The organism is Enterococcus avium ATCC 14025, from assembly GCF_000406965.1.
Classification (GTDB): domain Bacteria; phylum Bacillota; class Bacilli; order Lactobacillales; family Enterococcaceae; genus Enterococcus_A; species Enterococcus_A avium.
Map to the genome: position 1 here is coordinate 281,393 of NZ_KE136364.1, position 21,008 is coordinate 302,400.

General features: G+C 36.7%; 18 protein-coding genes and 2 pseudogenes. All 20 read left to right on the forward strand.

Going from position 1 to position 21,008, the window contains the following annotated elements; translation table 11 throughout:
• Positions 1–50 precede the first annotated feature (50 nt).
• The 20 genes and pseudogenes from OMU_RS14200 (at position 51) to OMU_RS14285 (ending at position 20,952) form a co-directional block, all read left to right on the forward strand.
• Positions 51–1,169 carry a glycosyltransferase family 4 protein gene (locus OMU_RS14200; RefSeq protein ID WP_016180574.1) on the forward strand — a complete coding sequence of 373 codons (1,119 nt, stop codon included), beginning with the start codon at positions 51–53 and terminating at the stop codon, positions 1,167–1,169.
• A gap of 15 nt (positions 1,170–1,184) precedes the next feature.
• Complete coding sequence (locus OMU_RS14205) at positions 1,185–1,979, forward strand: glycosyltransferase family protein (protein ID WP_016180575.1); 795 nt, start codon at positions 1,185–1,187, stop codon at positions 1,977–1,979.
• Between the two features lie 15 nt (positions 1,980–1,994).
• On the forward strand, positions 1,995–2,732 hold the full coding sequence (locus OMU_RS14210; protein ID WP_016180576.1) for a glycosyltransferase: 738 nt from the start codon (positions 1,995–1,997) through the stop codon (positions 2,730–2,732).
• A gap of 68 nt (positions 2,733–2,800) precedes the next feature.
• A complete protein-coding gene (gene rfbA / locus OMU_RS14215) occupies positions 2,801–3,670 on the forward strand; it encodes a glucose-1-phosphate thymidylyltransferase RfbA (RefSeq protein WP_016180577.1) in 870 nt (289 codons plus the stop codon).
• Positions 3,671–3,681: 11 nt separating this feature from the next.
• Entirely contained in the window at positions 3,682–4,254 is a 573-nt protein-coding gene (gene rfbC, locus OMU_RS14220) for a dTDP-4-dehydrorhamnose 3,5-epimerase (RefSeq protein ID WP_171030563.1), read from the forward strand.
• Positions 4,255–4,268: 14 nt separating this feature from the next.
• Positions 4,269–5,297 carry a dTDP-glucose 4,6-dehydratase gene (gene rfbB, locus OMU_RS14225; RefSeq protein WP_016180579.1) on the forward strand — a complete coding sequence of 343 codons (1,029 nt, stop codon included), beginning with the start codon at positions 4,269–4,271 and terminating at the stop codon, positions 5,295–5,297.
• A gap of 58 nt (positions 5,298–5,355) precedes the next feature.
• Positions 5,356–6,201 carry a dTDP-4-dehydrorhamnose reductase gene (rfbD, locus tag OMU_RS14230; RefSeq protein WP_016180580.1) on the forward strand — a complete coding sequence of 282 codons (846 nt, stop codon included), beginning with the start codon at positions 5,356–5,358 and terminating at the stop codon, positions 6,199–6,201.
• A gap of 14 nt (positions 6,202–6,215) precedes the next feature.
• Complete coding sequence (locus OMU_RS14235) at positions 6,216–7,082, forward strand: glycosyltransferase (protein ID WP_227131620.1); 867 nt, start codon at positions 6,216–6,218, stop codon at positions 7,080–7,082.
• Positions 7,054–9,144 (forward strand): DUF7657 domain-containing protein, encoded by a 2,091-nt coding sequence (locus OMU_RS14240; RefSeq protein ID WP_016180582.1) that lies wholly within the window; start codon positions 7,054–7,056, stop codon positions 9,142–9,144. Before OMU_RS14235 ends, OMU_RS14240 begins: the two co-directional genes overlap by 29 nt.
• Positions 9,145–9,227: 83 nt before the next feature.
• A complete protein-coding gene (locus tag OMU_RS14245) occupies positions 9,228–10,337 on the forward strand; it encodes an EpsG family protein (RefSeq protein WP_016180583.1) in 1,110 nt (369 codons plus the stop codon).
• A 440-nt stretch (positions 10,338–10,777) separates the two neighbouring features.
• On the forward strand, positions 10,778–11,590 hold the full coding sequence (locus OMU_RS14250) for an ABC transporter permease (protein WP_016180584.1): 813 nt from the start codon (positions 10,778–10,780) through the stop codon (positions 11,588–11,590).
• Positions 11,591–11,604: 14 nt separating this feature from the next.
• The gene (locus OMU_RS14255; RefSeq protein WP_016180585.1) at positions 11,605–12,810 is read left to right on the forward strand and encodes an ABC transporter ATP-binding protein; all 1,206 of its coding nucleotides are present in this window, start codon (positions 11,605–11,607) and stop codon (positions 12,808–12,810) included.
• A gap of 1 nt (position 12,811) precedes the next feature.
• On the forward strand, positions 12,812–15,979 hold the full coding sequence (locus tag OMU_RS14260) for a glycosyltransferase (RefSeq protein WP_016180586.1): 3,168 nt from the start codon (positions 12,812–12,814) through the stop codon (positions 15,977–15,979).
• A gap of 4 nt (positions 15,980–15,983) precedes the next feature.
• Complete coding sequence (locus tag OMU_RS14265; RefSeq protein WP_016180587.1) at positions 15,984–18,128, forward strand: glycosyltransferase family 2 protein; 2,145 nt, start codon at positions 15,984–15,986, stop codon at positions 18,126–18,128.
• 402 nt (positions 18,129–18,530) lie between these two features.
• Positions 18,531–18,734 carry a DUF1659 domain-containing protein gene (locus tag OMU_RS14270; RefSeq protein ID WP_016180588.1) on the forward strand — a complete coding sequence of 68 codons (204 nt, stop codon included), beginning with the start codon at positions 18,531–18,533 and terminating at the stop codon, positions 18,732–18,734.
• A gap of 22 nt (positions 18,735–18,756) precedes the next feature.
• Positions 18,757–18,968, forward strand: a pseudogene (locus OMU_RS23750) (DUF2922 family protein).
• 69 nt (positions 18,969–19,037) lie between these two features.
• Positions 19,038–19,424 carry a hypothetical protein gene (locus tag OMU_RS14275; RefSeq protein WP_016180589.1) on the forward strand — a complete coding sequence of 129 codons (387 nt, stop codon included), beginning with the start codon at positions 19,038–19,040 and terminating at the stop codon, positions 19,422–19,424.
• A 51-nt stretch (positions 19,425–19,475) separates the two neighbouring features.
• Positions 19,476–20,084 (forward strand): DUF2922 family protein, encoded by a 609-nt coding sequence (locus OMU_RS14280; protein WP_016180590.1) that lies wholly within the window; start codon positions 19,476–19,478, stop codon positions 20,082–20,084.
• Between the two features lie 122 nt (positions 20,085–20,206).
• Positions 20,207–20,392 (forward strand): annotated as a pseudogene (locus OMU_RS22940) (phage holin family protein); the annotation flags it as partial.
• Positions 20,393–20,433: 41 nt separating this feature from the next.
• Positions 20,434–20,952 carry an acyltransferase family protein gene (locus OMU_RS14285; protein ID WP_016180592.1) on the forward strand — a complete coding sequence of 173 codons (519 nt, stop codon included), beginning with the start codon at positions 20,434–20,436 and terminating at the stop codon, positions 20,950–20,952.
• Positions 20,953–21,008: the final 56 nt, after the last annotated feature.

A 21,008-nucleotide genomic window follows, 5' to 3' on the forward strand; every position in this document is an offset into this window, starting at 1 on the left:
AGGTGGTTGAATCCTTTATAATAATTTTTAGTAAAAAGGCAGGTGTCAACATGTTAGTATCATTCGGATTGATCATTAAGTACTTTTTAACATTTTTGATCGCATTAATTTTGACTCCGATTTTTAAAATAATTTCGGTACAAACTGGTTTGGTCGACAATCCTAATGCGCGCCGAATGAATCAAGTGCCAATGCCAAGTGCTGGTGGCTTGCCGATTTTTATTACTTTTGCTATTTCTTCACTATTTTTATTTCGTGATGCGATTCCTTTTGATTATATTAGTAAAATTTTGTTAGGTGCTTTAATTATCGTAATCACAGGCTTGCTAGATGATAAGTTCGAACTTTCTCCAAAACAAAAAAGTATAGGTATTTTACTGGCTGGTCTAGTGATCTATTATTACGCTGGTATTCGCTTTGACTTCTTTACCGCTCCATTATTCGGTCGAATTAACTTAGAGTGGCTGAGTTTGCCAGCTACATTGTTTTGGATTTTTGGTATTACGAATGCATTGAATTTGATCGATGGATTGGACGGACTTGCTTCAGGTGTATCAATCATTAGTTTGATGACAATCGGTATAATAGGGTATTTCTTTTTGCATTCATCACAGGTGTTTATATCTTTAGCTATTTTTTGTTTAGTTGCAAGTATATTAGGTTTTTTCCCATATAATTTTCATCCGGCCAAGATTTATCTAGGCGATACTGGAGCTCTGTTTTTAGGTTTTATGATTTCTGTATTAACTTTACAAGGCTTAAAAAATGTTACCTTTATCTCTTTGATTACTCCCTTAATTATTCTGGGTGTTCCAGTGACAGATACCTTTTTTGCCATGATACGTCGTAAAACAAGCAACATGCCAATCTCAATGGCCGACAAGCAGCATTTACATCATCGCTTATTGAATTTGGGATTTACTCATCGTGGAGCTGTATTAACGATTTACGCCATTGCCGTATTATTTTCTTTTACTGCATTATTATTAAACTATACGAGCAGGGTGGGAACGATTGTTTTGATTATTGCAATGGTTTTTGCTTTGACTTTCCTGTTAGAGTTGATTGGGTTGATTCCGGAAAAATATGGAATTATTACAAAAAGTTTTCGTTTCTTTGGGAACAAAGAGTACCGTTCGCAGGTATTGCGCAAATATTTCAAGAAATGAGTGTTGACGTCCCTTATGAAAGTAAATGATATGAATGTGACTGTTAGCATCGTGACTCATAACAGCGACAAGATTTTTTTAAGTCTAGATTCATTAATCAGATCGCTAGGTAAAGATCAATCAATTCAAATTAAGATTTTTGATAATGCGTCTGAAGTGAAATACCAAGAACGTTTAGCAAAATACCTTGAGTATTCATTTGTATCGATTGAGTTCTTTGAAGAAAATAAAGGGTTTGGCTTCGGACATAACGCGAATCTCTTAGGTGTTTCTGGTTATGGAATTATTTTTAACCCCGATATTATATTGTCAGAAAATCATTTAAATGAAATGGTTAAGCATTTAGCTGATCATCCCAAATGTGGACTTTTGGCTCCCAAAATCTTGAATGAGGATGGAACAACACAATACCTAATACGTAATCATTTAGATGTCTTTGATTATATGCTTCGGTTTATTCCGTTTAAGTTTGTTAAAAGGCTGTTTGCAAAACGGTTAGCAAAATTTGAATGTCGTGATTTACCGGATGATCAAGATAGTTTTGTACGAATGATTTCTGGCAGCTTTATGGTGGTGGATCTAGTCAAGTTCAATGAAATCAATGGATTTGACGATCGCTACTTTATGTATTTTGAGGACAATGATCTTTGTCGTAAAATGGAGCAAGCTGGCTACAAGGCGTTATACAGTCCTCAATTTTCAGTTATTCATTTATATGAGCGTGGAGCAGTTAAAAATCAACACTTATTTTTCATTTTTTTACAGTCCATGAGAAAATACTTTCAAAAATGGGGCTGGCAATTCTTTTAAATTTGGAGGTAGGGGATGCTAAAGCAATCCGAGAAGCGGATATCTGTTTGTATGGCAACGTACAACGGCCGTCACTTTATTGAAGAACAATTGAATAGCATATTCCCACAGCTCTCGGAGCATGATGAGTTGATTATTTCCGACGACCATTCAACAGATGGAACGTGGGAATTTTTATTAGAGTTGGAAGCAAAAGATTCACGGATCAAGCTTTTTCGAAATAATGGACAAGGTTTGATTGCTAATTTTGCAAATGCAATTGAAAAAAGTGCGCATTCAATTATTTTTTTGAGTGATCAGGATGATGTTTGGCTTCCGGATAAGGTAAAAAAAACAATGCCTTATTTTGATAATCCTCAAACACAGGCTGTCATTTCTGATTTGGTTATTGTGGACAATAATTTTGAAGTTTTGGTTCCTTCTTATCAAGCGATGCGCCATACGCATTCTGGTTTTTGGCATAATCTCGTGAAAAGCAGTTATATTGGTGCCGGTATGGCATTTCGATCGGGATTAAAAGAGATTATCTTACCGATTCCGCAAGAAGTTCCGATGCACGATATGTGGATTGGCTTATTAGCTGATTATTATCGAGGAGTTGTCTTTATTCCTGATCAATTGGTCTATTATCGTCGTCATGGTTTGAACGCTTCGGAAATCAAGACCACTGCTTCGCGCATCCAACAATTTAAGTGGCGCTGGAATGCGTTGCAATTGGTAAGAAAAAGAATAAAAGAAATCAAAAAAAAATAGCAAAACGATTCTTCTAATAACTAACATCAGGTATAATATGTTCGTATGTATTAAAAAGGAGCGTAATTATGAAAGGAATTATCTTAGCAGGGGGTAGCGGAACTCGTTTATACCCTCTAACTAAAGCAACCTCGAAACAATTAATGCCGGTTTATGATAAACCAATGATTTACTACCCAATGTCAACATTGATGCTGGCTGGGATCAATGAGATTTTAATTATCTCAACACCACAAGATACACCAAGGTTTGAAAATCTTTTTGGAGATGGAAATGAATTAGGCATCCACATTGAGTACGCTGTTCAGGAAAGTCCGGATGGCTTGGCACAGGCTTTTATTATTGGTGAAGAATTTATTGGCGATGATAGTGTTTGTTTAGTTCTGGGAGACAATATTTATTATGGTGATGGATTGTCCCGCATGCTGCAGCGAGCAGCTAAGAAGACTGAAGGTGCAACAGTTTTTGGTTACCATGTAAATGATCCGGAACGCTTTGGCGTGGTGGAGTTTGACAATGAGATGCAAGCCGTGTCAATCGAAGAAAAACCTGAAAAACCAAAATCTCACTATGCAGTAACTGGTTTGTATTTCTATGATAACGATGTAGTGGAAATTGCCAAGAATATTGAACCTTCTGAGCGTGGAGAGTTAGAAATCACTGATGTAAACAAAGAATATTTAGTACGCAATAAATTATCTGTAGAAGTAATGAGTCGCGGGTTTGCGTGGTTAGATACTGGTACTCACGAATCATTATTAGAAGCGTCAACATTTATTTCAACGATTGAGAAGCGTCAAAATTTGAAGGTGGCTTGTTTAGAGGAGATTTCCTATCGAATGGGCTATATCACAAAAGAGCAATTGATCGAACTTGCCCAACCATTAAAGAAAAATCAGTATGGACAATACCTATTACGTTTAGCAGAAGAGGAATAAGCATGGGGAAAATTAAGGTAACAGAAACAAATTTAACAGATGTAAAAATTATTGAACCAGCAGTTTTTGGCGATCACCGCGGCTTTTTCACTGAGAGTTTTTCAGTAGAAGACTTCAAAGCAGCTGGAATAGATTTTGATTTTATTCAAGACAATCATTCACTTTCAACACAACCAGGTGTGCTGCGAGGCTTGCACTTTCAAAAGGGAAAATCAGCCCAAACGAAATTGATTCGCGTTGTGACGGGAGCAGTTCTCGATGTCATCGTGGATATCCGTAAAGGAAGTCCAACTTATGGGAAATGGGAAGGTTATATTCTTTCTGAGCATAATCATCGTCAATTGTTAGTTCCTCGAGGATATGCTCACGGATTTGTTACATTGACCCCAAATGTCAATTTCATGTACAAGTGTGATAATTATTACGATGCAGAGGCAGATGGTGGTATTTCATTTGCAGATCCAGATTTAGCGATTGATTGGCCGATTGATATCGAAAAAGCCATCACATCAGAAAAAGATGCAAAACAACCAACCTTGAAAGAATTTGAAGCTGAAAATCCTTTCGTTTATGGTGAAATTTAAGGGGTAGATAATTGATGAAAAATATTATCGTAACTGGTGGAGCAGGTTTCATCGGCTCTAACTTTGTTCATTATGTTGCAAATAATCATCCAGATGTCCACATTACTGTTTTAGATAAATTAACTTACGCAGGAAACAAGGAAAATTTAGCTGGATTACCTGAAGATCGAGTAGAATTAGTAGTTGGCGATATTGCTGATGCAGAGTTAGTTGATCGTTTAGTCAAAAAAACAGATGCGGTTGTTCATTATGCGGCCGAATCTCACAATGACAATTCTCTAAAAGATCCATTTCCTTTTGTTCAAACGAACATCATTGGAACCTATACATTGATTGAAGCATGTCGAAAAAATAATGTGCGGTATCATCATGTATCCACCGATGAAGTATATGGCGATCTTCCATTAAGAGAAGATTTGCCCGGCCATGGTGAAGGTGAAGGAGAAAAATTCACAGCAGAAACACCTTACAATCCTTCAAGTCCATATTCGTCAACCAAAGCAGGATCAGATTTATTAGTAAAAGCTTGGGTACGGTCGTTTGGATTACGGGCGACAATTTCAAATTGTTCAAATAACTATGGTCCGTATCAACATATTGAAAAATTCATTCCCCGTCAAATTACAAACATTTTGAGCGGAATTCGTCCAAAATTGTACGGTGACGGTAAGAATGTGCGAGATTGGATACACACTAATGATCATTCTTCTGCTGTTTGGGCAATCTTAACCAAGGGTAAGATTGGTGAAACCTATCTGATTGGTGCGGATGGAGAAGAAGATAATAAAACCGTAATGGAGATCATCTTAGAAGAAATGGGTCAACCAAAAGACGCATACGATCATGTAAAGGATCGTGCTGGGCATGATTTACGTTATGCAATCGATTCAACGAAATTACGAGAAGAATTAGGGTGGACACCAGAATTTACGAACTTCCGTGCGGGTATGAAAGACACCATTAAATGGTATACTGAGCATGAAGAGTGGTGGCGTGCTGAAAAAGAAGCGGTCGAAAGTAATTACGCCAAAAACGGCCAATAATACTAATTGAATCTGGCAGGGGTAACCTGCCTTTTTTTGAGAAAAGGAGTCGATAGAAATGATCTTAATTACAGGTGGACACGGACAATTAGGAACAGAGTTACGTCATTTATTAGATGAAAAAAAGCTTGAGTATCTTTCAACAGATGCTGATCAGCTTGATATTACCGATAAAGAGGGTACGTACAAGTTCATTACAGATATGAAACCAGAAATTATCTATCATTGTGCTGCTTACACTGCTGTTGATAAGGCGGAGGACGAAGGAAAAGAGTTAGATGAAAAAATCAACGTGGAAGGCACACGGAACGTTGCTGAAGCAGCAAAAGCTGCCGGAGCAACATTAATTTATATTAGTACGGATTACGTCTTTGATGGTAAGAAAAAAGAAGGTATGTATCAAGTAGACGATACGACAAACCCATTAAGCGAATATGGCCGAACGAAACTATTGGGCGAAAAAGCTGTACAAGAAACGATGGATGACTATTATATCATCCGTACTTCATGGGTATTTGGCATCTATGGTCATAACTTTATTTATACCATGCAGAAATTAGCTAAAACGCATGATCGTTTGACGGTTGTAAATGATCAATTCGGCCGACCAACTTGGACACGGACATTAGCAGAATTTATGGTATTCGTCATTGAAAAGAAAGCACCATTCGGCATTTATCATTTATCGAATGAAAACAGCTGTTCATGGTATGAGTTCGCAAAAGAAATTTTGAAAGATACAGATGTAGAAGTAGCACCGGTGACTTCTGAGGAGTATCCGCAAAAAGCCACTCGTCCGCAATATTCAATCATGGACTTAAGTAAAGCCAAAGGATTAGGTTTTGAAATACCTACGTGGCAAGAAGCATTGAATAGTTTCCTTGAATTAGAAGCAAAACAATAAGAAAGAAGCTAGAGGTGAGAGATTTGTTTGAAGTAGTGGTGGTTCTTTATAATATGACGTTTTCTGAGTCGCCGACGATCATAAGCTTAAACCAACTTCTTGCCTCTGGAGCTTTTCCAGAAATTCGAAAAATTTTGATTTTTGATAACAGTGAGCAGGGGACAGAACCAGTAGAATTAGAAGGGCGTTTCATTTATTATCACAGTAAAAAAAATGTTGGATTGGCTCAGGCTTATAATTACGCTTTGGACCAAAGCAATGATGACACAGAATGGCTGATGACCTTAGATCAAGATACAAAGCTAACGAAAGAATACTTAAGTGAACTAATTAGTACATCTTCAGAATTGTCAGAAACTGTCGCAGCCGTGGCTCCGATAGTAACAGACAATGAACGACAAATTTCTCCTGTACGTAGCGATACTTTGCGTCCATTACATACAGAATTACCTAAAAAAAATCGTGTATATTCTAAGGATATTATGGTGATTAATTCAGGAACGGCAATAAGAACGATTTTTTTACGAGAATTGGGCGGGTACAATATTCATTTTCCATTAGACTACTTGGATCATTGGCTTTGCTGGCGTATCTTTAACGAACATCAACAAATCTATATTCTTTCAAATAAACTAGAACATCAATTATCAGTGTTAGACTATAAAAATCATATGAATCTTTCTCGTTATCTAGCAATCATTCAAGCTGAAAAATGCTATTATTATTTATATAACAAACAATTGCTTCCTCAATATCGAAGGCAGTTATTACTTCGAGGATGTAAACAGATTTTAACAGGAAGATTTAACTATGGAAAATTGACATTCGAATTTTTAATTTCAGGAGGAAAAAATGGAAACACGGGCAGAAAAGCGGACTAGGGAAGTGCCATATGAGAAGACGAATCCTTTTGAATGGATTATTGATCAAATCATTCGCTTTAGATACATAATAGGCATACTTTTTCTTATTTTAATCGTCGTACTAAACTTAAATGGGAGTTCGATAGGTTCTTGGGATAAAATTGTTTCTGAACGTAGTGACGACAAGAAGTCTGATGTCATTTTTGGTGAAAATAGAGCTGTTCGTTCGGATGAATGGATGGTTCAAACGCCTTTTTATTTCTCACAAGCTGAAAGTGATTATCCAGTCGTAAACAAGCAGTATGGCAAAGAAGGCCAAAACATGATTCTTGCTTACAACTCGCCTGTTAAGGATATAACTGTGATAGGAAAACCATTCAATTGGGGATTTCTTTTTTTGGGGAAAGAACGAGGACTCTCCTTTTATTGGGGATTTAAAATTATCGGGATGCTTCTATTGAGTTTCGAATTGGTCATGATCCTAACCAAACGTAATAAGTACTTGTCATTGTTGGGGGCATTCTGGATCACTTTTTCTCCCTCAATTCAATGGTGGTTTATGCAGCATGTAGGAGATTTAATATTTTTTACGTTGGCGATTATGGTAGCAAGTTATTATTTTATTGCTAAGCACGACAACAAAATCTTGCGTCTACTTATGATGAGCTTAATTGTGATTAATGGCATCGGTTTTGTCTTAGTATTGTATCCTGCCCACCAAGTGCCATTGGCGTATCTAATTCTATTTTGGTTGTTCGGCACATTGATTCATTTCCGAAAAAAAATAGTACTAGATATTTGGGATTTACCGATTATTATTGGTGGTCTTGGACTAATCGTATTTATTCTTTTACATTTTTATAATACATCAAAGGATGCTATCGATGCGACGATGAACACTATTTATCCAGGCCATCGTGAAGCTGAAGGCGGGGGCCGTCCATTATCAGATTATTTTCTGTTTTTGACAAATTGGAAAATCCCATTTGAAGACTTCGATTTTTATGGGACAAACAACGGGGAAGTCGCATCATATTTCAATTTATTTCCTCTGACAGTATTGCTATCACCATTTGTTTTCTTTTCTAAACGAGGCAAGGAAGAAAAATATTTGGGAGTAATTTTAGGGTTGTTTTGTTGTTTCGTTTTTGGTTGGACCTATTTCGGCTATAGTCATGGCATCGCAAAAACTTTGATGTTGACTTATGTGACAAGTACACGTGGTTTAGTAACTTTAGGTTTTGGCTCGGTATTATTAAGTTTATGGATGATAAATTTCTTATGGGAATATGTAAAAGTTTCTTGGTGGATAAAATTAATAATATTTGGTCTTGTTATGATACAGGCTTCTCATTCTGTCATTTCCTCAGTAATGGGGTTGTATTTTAATAATTTTGAAATTTTTATGACACTTGTGGTGTTCGCTTTACTTCTTTTCTGCGTGCTATTCAAATTGAAAAAAGTGTTTATCTTGGGGATGACTGTGATTGTTTTAGTCTCAGGAATTTTTGTTAATCCAGTCGTACGTGGAACTGGAGCGATTGATAAGAAGACATTGGCCGAAGAAATCGTTAAAATTAAAAAGAAAGACCCCGATGCATTATGGCTTTCAGAGGGGGATTTGTATAATTTTACTCCAGCATTAGGTGTGAAGACGATTAATTCTGTACGTTTTTATCCAGATATGAAGTTATGGCATGAGATTGATCCAAAAGGTAAGAATGAGAAAATCTACAACCGTTATGCGCATACACGTGCGTTTGCTGTATCGGAAGCAACAAGATTCCACTTGGATCGACCTGATAATTTTACGGTTTATCTCAATTTTACAGATTGTAAAAAACTAGGATTTAAATATGTAATTAGTAAACGTCCGATGGAGGACTATAACTCATTAAACTATGCACAATTTGAACGCATTTATGGTCCGGATAAAGACAAGTGGTCAATTTATAAGTTGAGCTTTACTTCAGATGAAGAACAGGTACAACCTGAAGATGAGATTGATCCAGTTGGTGGAACGGAGAACTATCAGGAAATTCCACAGCCGGCGCCAAGCTATGGTGAGTATATTAATTAAAAATACTTTTTCCTAAAATAAAGAGTTTAGCCATATCTAATTGCTAGTGTTGCTTATATAAATAGAAAGGCGGTGGACTTAATATGAGTTATTGGCTTTTTTTGAGTGTGGGAGGATTAACCGTAATTTTCAGAAGAAATAAAATAGTTTGCTCCATACTTGTCTTTCTTTTCTGGATTGCGATGACCTTCAACACGGCAATCGCAGACCGTGGTCAATACCAAAATTTTTATAATGATCCTATAGCTGCAAAAGAAGAGTGGGGATATACCCATCTCCAACTCGTGGCAAAAGCAATGGGGCTGTCCTTCCAAGTTTTTTTTGCCATAGTGATTGGTTTGGCATTATTGTTGATGGTTTATTCAGTTTTTAAAGCATCTCTCAATCCTGGGTGGACACTTGTTTTCTATCTAATTTTTCCATTTACTATGGATGCTGCGCAAATAAGAAGTTTCATCGCAGCAGCATTCATCACTGTGGGTTTGACAGTTTTAGCTCAAGATCGTAGTTGGTTGAGTATAGCAAAATATTTAGCTCTTGTTACTGGAGGAGTCATGTTTCACTATTCTGCAATTTTCTTCTATTTTGTTGCAATCGTTTATTTTGTGCCGCCGTTCATTTTATATCTTATTACGACTTCTGTCTCTTTATTAGTTGCATCTAATTTAAGTGGCGTAATGAAGATAGTAGGACGTTTGCTGCCATTTATCGATTATAAGATTAACCGATACTACGATGCTAAGTTTATGACCTCTCCAGAAGAAGTACGAGGGTATATGATTTATTTAATCATGTTATCCCTGTTAGCAGGAATTGCTTGGTGTATGATTCGTTACAGCTTAAAAAGTCCATCAGAAAGATTTTTTGCAAGTAAGCAAAATTTGAAAAAGATAAATAACTATTATTACAATCATGCAACTTTAATTATTAGGGTTAATGCACTGTTAATGACAGTAATACCTTTGATTACTATATCTGTAAGTTTTGATCGCTTGATACGCGCTTGCTTGCTATCTAATTACATTCTTTTTGCAAATGCTCTTAGTTCTAAAGTAAATTGGGGAATACGACTAGTGTTTTCACTCGTGTGTTTAGCCTTTGTTGGTTACTACTGTAATTTTTATATTTTTTCTCGTTTTCCCGAGGTGGTTTTCCGTTCAGTATTCGAGCAAAACTTAATCTTGCCCAAATAACTAGTTAGCTATAGTTATTATTAGGAGAGCTGACACAAATTCTTTTAAACGAATAACAGCCGAGTGACTGTAGACAAAGTCCATTTTATGGATGATGACTACAGTCTTTTCTTTTAATGCTTCTAAAACTGCTAAGCTCTTTTATTCAATAAAATTTTAGAACTTGTTTTAATTTTCCTTTTGGTTGGCATCTTTTTATTGATTAATTAATAGTCTAGATGACTATTTGTTAAATGGAAATCGTAAAGTAATATAGATACAATTCAAAAATAAAAAGAGATTGAATGTGAGATAAATAGTATATGACGCTAGATTGAGCGCCACATTGAAATAGCGAAGCTTTTCTTAATAACCTTGCTTTTACATATATCTTTCTGTAGAATAATAACGTTAATCAACTATAGAAGTAATAAATAAAGCGTTAGATGAGAGGAAAGAAAATGTTCAAAGACTTACTTGGTTTTTTTAAAGAGATTATCCAGAATCGTACATTACTAAAGCAATTCTCTATAAATGATTTCAAGGCCCGCTATGCCGGGTCAGCTTTAGGAATTTTTTGGGCTTTTGCGAATCCATTAGTGATGGTAGTGACCTACTGGTTTGTGTTCGGTGTTGGATTCAAAGCAGCCATGACAGATGGTAAATATCCATTTATTGTTTTTCTATTGACTGGTTTAGTACCATGGATGTATTTTTCAGAGGTATTAGGTTCAGCTACAAATGTTTTTCGTGAATACAGCTATTTAGTGAAAAAAGTTGTTTTTAACATTCGAATTTTACCATCTGTTAAATTATTTTCTGCTATGTATATGCATGTATTTTTCATTATTATTGCACTTGTTGTAGGACTCTTTAATCAGGTGGTACCAGATTTGCATATTTTGCAGATGTTCTACTATCTTTTTGCGATGATGATGTTTTTAACAGGATTGACTTGGATTACGTCATCAATCCAGCCTTTTTTCCCAGATATTAACCAATTTATTGGTGTTATTATGCAAGCGCTAATGTGGGGAACGCCAGTATTGTGGAGCATCAATCAATTTGCGGCGCACCCAACGATTCAGTTTATTTTGAAATTCAATCCCATGTTTTATGTTGTCCAAGGCTATCGGGACGCATTTTTTGGTGAGCAGTGGTTCTGGGAAAAGCCGATGTTATCAATCTATTTCTGGGCTGTTACTTTGATTTTACTAGTAATCGGCAGTATCGTCTTCAAACGCTTAAAACCACATTTTTCTGATGTTTTATAAGGAGATAAATCTAAATGACTGAAACTGTAATTGAGATAAACCATTTAACTAAAAAATATGATATGTACAAAAAGCCATCTGATCGTCTGAAGGAAGCCTTGAGTCCAACAAGAAAAACATACCATGAAGTTTTTTATGCTTTAAATGATGTGAATGTTAAAGTAGAAAAAGGCGAGATGATTGGTTTTATTGGTGAAAATGGTTCGGGAAAATCAACGATTTTAAAAATCATTACGGGTGTACTAACACCTTCTGAAGGTGAAGTAAAGATTGAGGGAAATATTGCAGCGCTTTTGGAGCTGGGTTCAGGCTTTAATCCAGAATACAGCGGTTATGAAAACATTTTTCTTAATGGGATGGTATTAGGTTATTCTCGTGAAGAGATGGCTGAAAAGGTGGATGACATCATCAATTTCGCTGATATTGGGGATCACTTGTATCAACCTGTTAAAACATATTCGAGTGGAATGTTCGTCCGCCTTGCTTTTGCAGTGGCAATCAATGTCGATCCAGATATTTTGATCGTGGATGAAGCCTTAGCCGTTGGTGATTTAGAATTTCAATTAAAATGTATGGAAAAATTCACTGAGCTACGAAATGCTGGCAAAACAATTCTTTTTGTTTCGCATGATGTAAACGCAGTTCGCCGTTTTTGTGATCGAGTGTATTGGCTGAAAAACGGTGTCGTAGAAGCTGAAGGCGAGACGATGGAAATCACTGAAACATATGAAAACTTTTTGAAAAAGAAATCTTTAAAAACAGTTGATCGTGAAAACTCGTCATCTGAAGATTTTTCTGCTTATGATATCGTGGAAGTGAAATCAGCTGAATTATTAGATGGAAATCTGCAACCTTTAGAAATCGTTGAACAAGATAGTAAGGTAGTTATAAAGGTAATATATAATGTGAAGGACGATTCTATAAAGAAACCTGTTTTAGGTGTGGCTATCCGAACTGTAGATAATAATTACGTGTGCGGATTGAATACATTATTGGATGAAGAATCAATTCCTTGGAAAAAGGGAGAGAATGTCTTCTATTTAGAATACGAAAAGATGGCACTTTTAGGCGGCGAATATTATTTTGATGTAGCCCTTTTTGAAGAAAATGCGACCGTGCCATTGGTTTATAAAACAAGGTATTTAACCATGTTTATTTCTGGTAAATATGTTGGTGAAGGCATCGTTGTCTTGGATCATAAGTGGAAGGATACGATTTAAAATGAAGTATGATTTTGATTTGTCGCTTGAAGAACATACAAGTGTTGGGAAGATTATTAGCCAGATCCCTGAAAGTTCATCTGTTTTAGAATTTGGTCCAGGTAATGGTCGAATGACTAAGTATCTAATCAATGAAAAAAAATGTGAAGTATCAATTGTTGAGTTTGATCCGATCTTATTTGAGCACGTCATGGGCTTTGCCCAAGACGGCTTTTTAGGAAACATTGAAGAATATAAATGGTGCGATCATTTTGCCGGTAAAAGCTTCGATTTTATTATCTTTGCAGATGTTTTAGAGCATTTGACTGATTCGGAAAAAGCGCTGGAGAAGGCCAGTAAATTTTTGGCTCAAAATGGAGAGATACTATTAACATTCCCGAATTTGGCGCATAATTCAGTACTGATTGATTTGTTTAATAATAAATTGGACTGGAAACAATACGGTTTACTGGATCGCACACATAACAGTTTTTATACGCAAAAAGGATTCGAAGAGCTATTTGATCGAATTGGTTTGTCAATACGTCGAGAAGACTTTACTTACGCACAGGTTGGACAAAATGAACTGTCTGCGAGTTACGAAGACTTGCCTGAGATGGTTCGTTATGATTTCAAAAATCGTCCCTTTGGCGAAGTTTATCAATATTTTTATGCATTGCGCAAAGAACCTGTTACGAATCCAGAGCGTGTCGAACCAATTAATTCAAATTACAATAAGCAAATACAATTAGCTTATCTTATTAATGGTAAATTTGAAGTAGAGCCGTATATATTTAATAATCAAACCGGCGAAAATAAAAGTACCGTTCATCATGCACCTGAGGATACTAAGAAATTAAGAATTGTTATCGGTAAAGTTCCTGCTTCAATTCAACTATCTGTTATTGTGGAAAATAGGCTCCTGAAAATTGAAGAAACAAATGCTTCTTGGTACCAAGAAGATCTTTTTATGTTCCCTGAGATTGCAGAAGAGCCTTATGTGGTTGTTGATGGAGCAGCAATAGCCGGAAAAGAATATTCAGTAAATGTAAATGTTTTAAATGAAGAAGAATTCTTCCCAGCAGAAGAAAAAATGATGGATGACCTCAGATACGAAAAGGGATTAAATCGTTTACTTTCTTTGAAACTGAACTATCTAGATAAGTATGGCTATCAGTTGAAGAATATTCCTTTTTTAGAGCTAGAACCAGGAATTGAAATAGAAGGAATCAAATTAACGATTGAGACGATTGAAAATAATGAATCTGAAAATGAAGCCATTATAAAAGGGTGGGGATTTTCAGAAGCTACGAAGGCGCCATTAGATTTTTTAATGGCAGAATCGGTGAAACAAATGAATGTTAATCGTATCTATCGCCCAGATGTCAATGAAGTATTTGGAATAGCATCCGCAGATAAGTTTGGCTTTATTCTAACGATTAAAGATTTGCAAATAACGGATGGTGTGAAGCTGCTTCTAATAGACGATCAAGATCAAATTTATCCAGTTGTAGCACGAAGGATAAAGACTGCGAATACAACTACGGCAAGAAAAATTCGCCGTTTGCTTGGATCAATCAAACGAAATGGCTTTGCTGGAGCGATAAAGAATTATCAACGCTCTAAACAACAAAGTGCGAATTATGAAGAATGGATGACAAAGGTTGAAGAACCGTATCGTTCACAACTAATCGAAGCATCAAGAGGATTAGCTTTTCAGCCTAAAATTTCTTTGGTTGTACCAGTGTATAACGTTGATGAAAAATGGCTGCGAGCTTGTGTGGATTCTTTGAAGAATCAACTTTATTCCAATTGGGAACTTTGTTTAGCAGATGATGCTTCACCAAAGGCTCACATCAAGCCTTTGTTACAGGAATTAGCAGCAGAAGACGAACGCATAAAAGTTGTTCTTCGTGAAAAGAATGGACATATTTCCGAAGCTACCAACTCAGCGATTGAGGTGGCAACTGGAGAGTATATTGGCTTTTTAGATAATGACGATATTCTAGCAGATACAGCACTTCTAGCAGTTGTTAGTGCCTTAAATGAAGATCAAAACCGTGAATTTATTTACACGGATGAAGATAAGCTCTCAATGAGTGGCAAACGTTTTGATCCATTTTTTAAACCGAACTGGAATGAAACGTTATTACTTGGACACAATTATATTACACATTTTGTAGTTGTGAAGCGTTCAATCATAGAAGCAATCGGTGGTTTACGAACGGAATTTAATGGCAGTCAGGATTATGACTTTGTGCTACGTGCAACAGAAGCAGCAAAAGAAATTTATCATATACCGAATATTCTTTACCATTGGCGAACGATAGAAACATCAGTGGCGATGGATCCTCAAAGCAAAGAATACGCTTATGTAGCAGGTCAGAATGCGTTACAAGCAGCGCTTGACCGTCGCAATCTAAACGGTGTTGTAACCATGACAAAAAATTATGGTGCTTATAAGATCGACTTTAATTATCATACAGAACCAAAAGTTTCGATTATTTTGAGTGGGAAAACGAGTGAAGAACAATTAGAACAACTTTTAATCACCGAGTGGTCTGATTTTGAAATTTTGACTAATCATTCTGATGTAGCCGATGAACGTGTTCGGATATTTACTGGCAAAAATGAAAATGAACTTGCCGAAGCAGCCGAGGGTGATTTTTTAGTGTTCTTGTCTGAAAAATTAGTCCCGACAAAATCTACTTGGTTAAAAGAAGCAACAAATTTTTTACGCTTGCCTAATGTGGGAGCAGTCACTGGGAAGATTATTAGTAAAGACGAGGCAATCCTTTACTGCGGTGTGACGATTGATTCTACCCACGAAGGAATAGTGTACGAACAGCAGGGACTATCAAACAAGACGATTGGGACGTATTTTCGTCCGGCTCTGCCACGGGAAATCTACACAGCTACAGAAGATGCATTGATTATTCAAAAAGATATATTTGTAGCATTAGACGGATTCGATCAATCATTGCCAGCAGCTATCAAAGGTATTGACATTTCGATTCGATTGGCAAGAGAAAAAAAGAAACTGATTTTTGATCCCTATTTTGAAGTACGCTATCCTGGTGAAAATCATTTTAGTGTGAAAAAAGAAGCTTATGATATTTTAAGTAATAAATATTCTCAAGAATTGAATGATCCATTGGTCAATCCAAATCAATTCAGCATAGGAGGCTAATCCAATGGCAAAAAATGAACAAGTTTGCATTGATCAATGCAAGTTCCAACCAGAGACGAATCAATTAGAGATCAGAGGATGGGCCCTTGATCTAGTTACTAAAGATGTGCCTACAATCACTGTTCATTCGGAAAATGTCACTAGCGATAAAATCGAGTGGTACCCACGTTCAGATGTGGCAGCCGCACATAAAACAAGTGCTAATCTGCAAATGGGTTTTGAGGTAATTATTAAGGTAGAAAATCCAGATGAAAAAATATCGCTTGATTTTCATTTTAGTGATCATACACAAAATGAATCTTTTATTCCGAGAGAAAACATTGTAAAAGTATCAAAACAACCATCACAAATTCAGGAATTTTATGGCAAAGCACGTAAAGGCTTGGGTTATTTGAAACGCAACGGCTTAAAGAATACTTTACGTCGAATCAAGTTGGAACAAAATAAGCAATCCGATGAAAGTTATCAGCAGTGGATCGTGGAAAATGAAAATTGGGATGCTGAGGCAATCAAAGCTGAAATCGCCGCATTTGATTATCAGCCAGTTATTTCAATTTTGATGCCGGTTTATAACGTTGAAGAAAAATGGCTGGAGAAATGTATTGAGTCCGTTCAGAATCAGTTTTATCCTAACTGGGAATTGTGTATGGCAGATGATCATTCCACGGATGAATCCGTAAGACCGTTATTAGAAAAATATGCGGCTCAGGATTCTCGGATCAAAAATGTTTTCCGTTCTGAAAACGGTCATATTTCCAAAGCAACAAATTCTGCGTTAGAGATTGCGACTGGTGAGTTTGTTGCTTTACTAGATAATGACGATGAACTTGCACCAATTGCTTTGTACGAAGTTGCCAAGCGCTTAAACGAAAATGCGAATTTAGATTTGATATATAGTGATGAAGATAAGATTGATATGACAGGCAAACGTTTTGACCCAGCCTTTAAGCCAGATTGGTCGCCTGATTTATTACTAGGTACGAATTATATTTCTCATTTAGGTGTTTATCGTCGTTCAATCATGGAAAAAATCGGAGGATTTCGTGTTGGCTATGAAGGATCGCAAGATTATGACCTAGTTCTGCGTTTTACAGAACAAACAACTGCTGAGCGAATTGCACACATTCCACAGATACTCTATTACTGGCGTATCCTACCAAGCTCAACAGCAGCCGATCAATCAACGAAAAGCTATGCTTTTGATGCGGGCTTAAAAGCTGTTCAGGATGCAATCAATCGACGCGGGATCGAGGCGACAGTTCAGCATGCGGCTGGAAATGGATTATATGATGTAGATTACAAAGTATTATCTGAGGACTTAGTCAGTGTGATCATACCTACACGTAATGGGTATGATGACGTGAAGCGTTGCGTAGATTCGATTATTGAAAAAACGACTTATTCAAATTATGAGATCATTCTGGCTGATAACGGAAGTGATCAGCCAGAGATGCAGGAGCTTTATGCTGGGTACAAAAAGCAATTGGATGACCGTTTCATTGTAGAGTCGATCGATATTCCATTCAATTATTCTCGCATCAATAATTTAGCTGCAAAAGTTGCTAAAGGAAAGTATCTGCTATTCCTAAATAATGACACAGAAGTAATCACGCCAGAATGGATGACTAAAATGGTTTCTTTTGCACAGTTTGAGCGTATTGGTTGTGTTGGTGCAAAATTATACTATCCAAACAATACGATTCAGCATGCTGGTGTAATACTAGGAATGGGTGGTGCCGCTGGGCATGGTCATCATACTTTCCCACGAGGAGATTTTGGTTATTTTGGAAAATTAGAGATCAACGTTGATTATTTAGCAGTTACTGCAGCATGCTTAATGATTCGAGCTAAAGATTTTGCTGAGTTGAAGGGCTTTGACGAAGAGTTGACTGTTGCTTTTAACGATGTTGATCTGTGTTTGCGAGAATATGAGAAAGGTCACAACAATGTGTGGCTACATGGAGTCGAATTATACCACTTCGAATCTCAATCCCGAGGATACGAAAACACACCCGAAAAGCAAGCTCGGTTTGAAAAGGAAACCAAGTATATGGAAGACACTTGGACAAGCTATATTGAAAATGATCCGTATTATAATCCGAATTTGACGAGAAGTGGTGGAGATTTTTCGGTGCGAATAGGAAAGTGAAATAGTTTCAAACGATTAAGCAAAATCAGATGATTCTAAAATTAAATAGAGCGATACAAATCGGCCAAAAGATTGTTATATCAGTCTTTTGGCCGATTTGTATCGCTCTTTAATTAGTACTATTAAAAACAAGATTATATTAACCAGTAGCTATCTATAAAAATTACTAGTACTTATGGTTGTGTTTGTAGTAGCAGATCATTTACCAAAAGTTTTAGGGATTATCCGGCTCCTTCTTATCTCCATCCGTGCATATTACTGGAAAATTTGCAGTAATAATTTTTCTTATTTAGTAAAACTAATAAGAGGGGGGGAGCGGTTATTTTGCGATTCGCACTTTTTTTAGAAATCGTTTATCTTTTAGTCACCGGCCGGAAACAAAAAAATTAGGAGGAAACAACCATGGTTCAAAAAATCGGCAATAAACTACAAGTAGAAATCGATGCAGGCGGAGAAAAAACTAAGAAGATCACCTTTACAAATGTAATGGATGAGCCTAGCGAAGAGAAGGTCCTTGAACTGGGTGAAATTATGAAATCGCTATCAGTTGAAGGCAGCCAGCTAGACGGCGTGATCCTAACCAGTCAATCACGTTATACCAAATAAATCATAGAAAGGAAGAGAAAAAATGCTAAAACTCGTCGCAACCTTTAAAAACAGCTTAGGGAAGAACACACCTGGAGCTTCAATGATCCCGATACTCAAAAGAGCGACACAGAGATCAAAGGATTACTGCAACGCATGACCGACGTCAAGCTTTGCCATAAGGATGGCGCAGACCTCTTCAACACTGTCGAAAGCGCCAAGTACGTCGAAACGATTGAAACCATTATTTTTTAATCAAACACTTTGAGGGGTAGCGGCAGTCTTGCCGCCCTCCTCTACTATCTAATGAAGGGATGAGAATCAATGAATGTTATACAAACACTGTCGTTTCGGCAGTTATTCAACTTAAAAGCCAAAACACTCGAACAACGAATCACCAATTTCTACCATGAAACACAAAACAGCAGTGTCACCATCAAATACATTTTAGCCTTAAAAGTACGCTGCCAATTAGGAGCGGCGGAGTTTGATCACTTTCTAAAGGATCTTGTCCGCGAGGTATTTATGCACACCAAAGCTACCCGCACCATGAAACGTCTCTTTTATTATTTTGAAGACTACTTTATGGCACCGGAATGGCGGACTTTGAAACTGAGAGTCTTTCCAGTAAAAAAATTCGGTGAAACAGTTGTCTCTGTCGCTCGCTCCCTTATTTCATTTGTCCGACCAGAAGAAACTAGCGAACCTTGATGAAACCATGAACCAACCTACGCAGAAAAAATCAAAGAAAGGAACAGAACAATGACCAAGGATTTAATTGCCACCTTTGGAAAAAGTGATGGCGGCACCCACAATTGGAAATATAAAGACCTCGATCCCAATTTGACGGCGCCACAGATCAAAGAAGCTTGCGAATTATTGACGAACTTAGATATTTGTACACAAAACGGCGTAAAACTATTTGATTCTGTGGTCACCGCTAAGGTCTTGACCCATAAAGAAACTCTGATATTTGATCCAGAACATGAGACGAGAGGTGTTCGTTACGATGGCGAACCTGTTGAGGAAACGGTCTGTGAAGAGGTCCATTGCTGTGAAGTCGCGAAAAAACAGGAAGAAGAAGTCGCTTTGCCGACTCCGAAACTATCCGCACTACCAACAACGCCGTATGGTCGCTATTTTAGACAATTAAGCACGATTGAAACTTCAGAAAAAACAGCGATTAAAGTAGAAAAAGAGTCGCTTCTGCAATCCAGATATAGCGAAACTAACGATCAGCACCCCACTGTTATGCCTTTGATTGAAGATTCATCAAATAAAGACACAAAAGAACAAAACAGACTGCTTCAATGGCTTCATCGGATCAGGAAGAAAAACAAGGAAGGGCCGCCTGAGACACCACGGAAATAGGCCTTTTCCCAATTAAATCCGTTCATTGACAACCACATACTGCGTAGGGATCAACAGCTATTAGCCCCTGCAAAAAGAAATTCGCAGGGGCTATCAATTAATTTAGAAAGCGAGGAATCTATATGATACAAATTCCCTTAATCAATTATCTATTCGGCGGAAGTCTGCCGATCATGGGCGTTTTTTTGACCATGGTTGGACTCGACCTCACCACCGGATACGTCAAAGCGTTGAAAAGTCATACCTGGGTGTCTTCGATTAACCTATATGGCTTGTTTACAAAATTCGTTACCTTTTCCTGTATACTTTTTGATACAATATAGATATTATGATTTGAGGTGGATGACAGTTGGATTTTATTTTTTTAATAATAGTTTTTTTTATTATTTCAAGTATTGATACTAATTCAGATTATTCTAATCAAAGTTTATCTGTTGAAACAACGACCAATCTACAGATAATTGCTGTATTATTTGTGATTTTACATCATTTATCGCAGATTCTTCGAGACTATCCTGATTCTTTTTTATCATCTAGATTGATAATTGCTGGCAGACTAGCAGTAGGACTATTTTTCTTTGTCTCAGGGTATGGACTAATCAAACAATTTAAACAGAAAGGTAAATCTTATTTAGACACTTTTTTTAAGAAAAAAGGCATGAGTATCCTCTTACCTTTTTTACTAGCGATGATTGTTTATTTTGTATATCGCAATCTGATTGGTGAACTAAACTTTTCTGCGGCAATGTACTCATTAGTGAATGGGAACCCATTCGTTGGAAATGGTTGGTTTACTATGATGATTATATATTTGTATGTTGTTTTTTTGGGTTCTATAATATTTGGTGTTGTTACTCTTTCTGAGTGAGAACACCAAGTATTTTTTTATACAAAAAGACATTTGGTTGTCCTATAATTAAATCG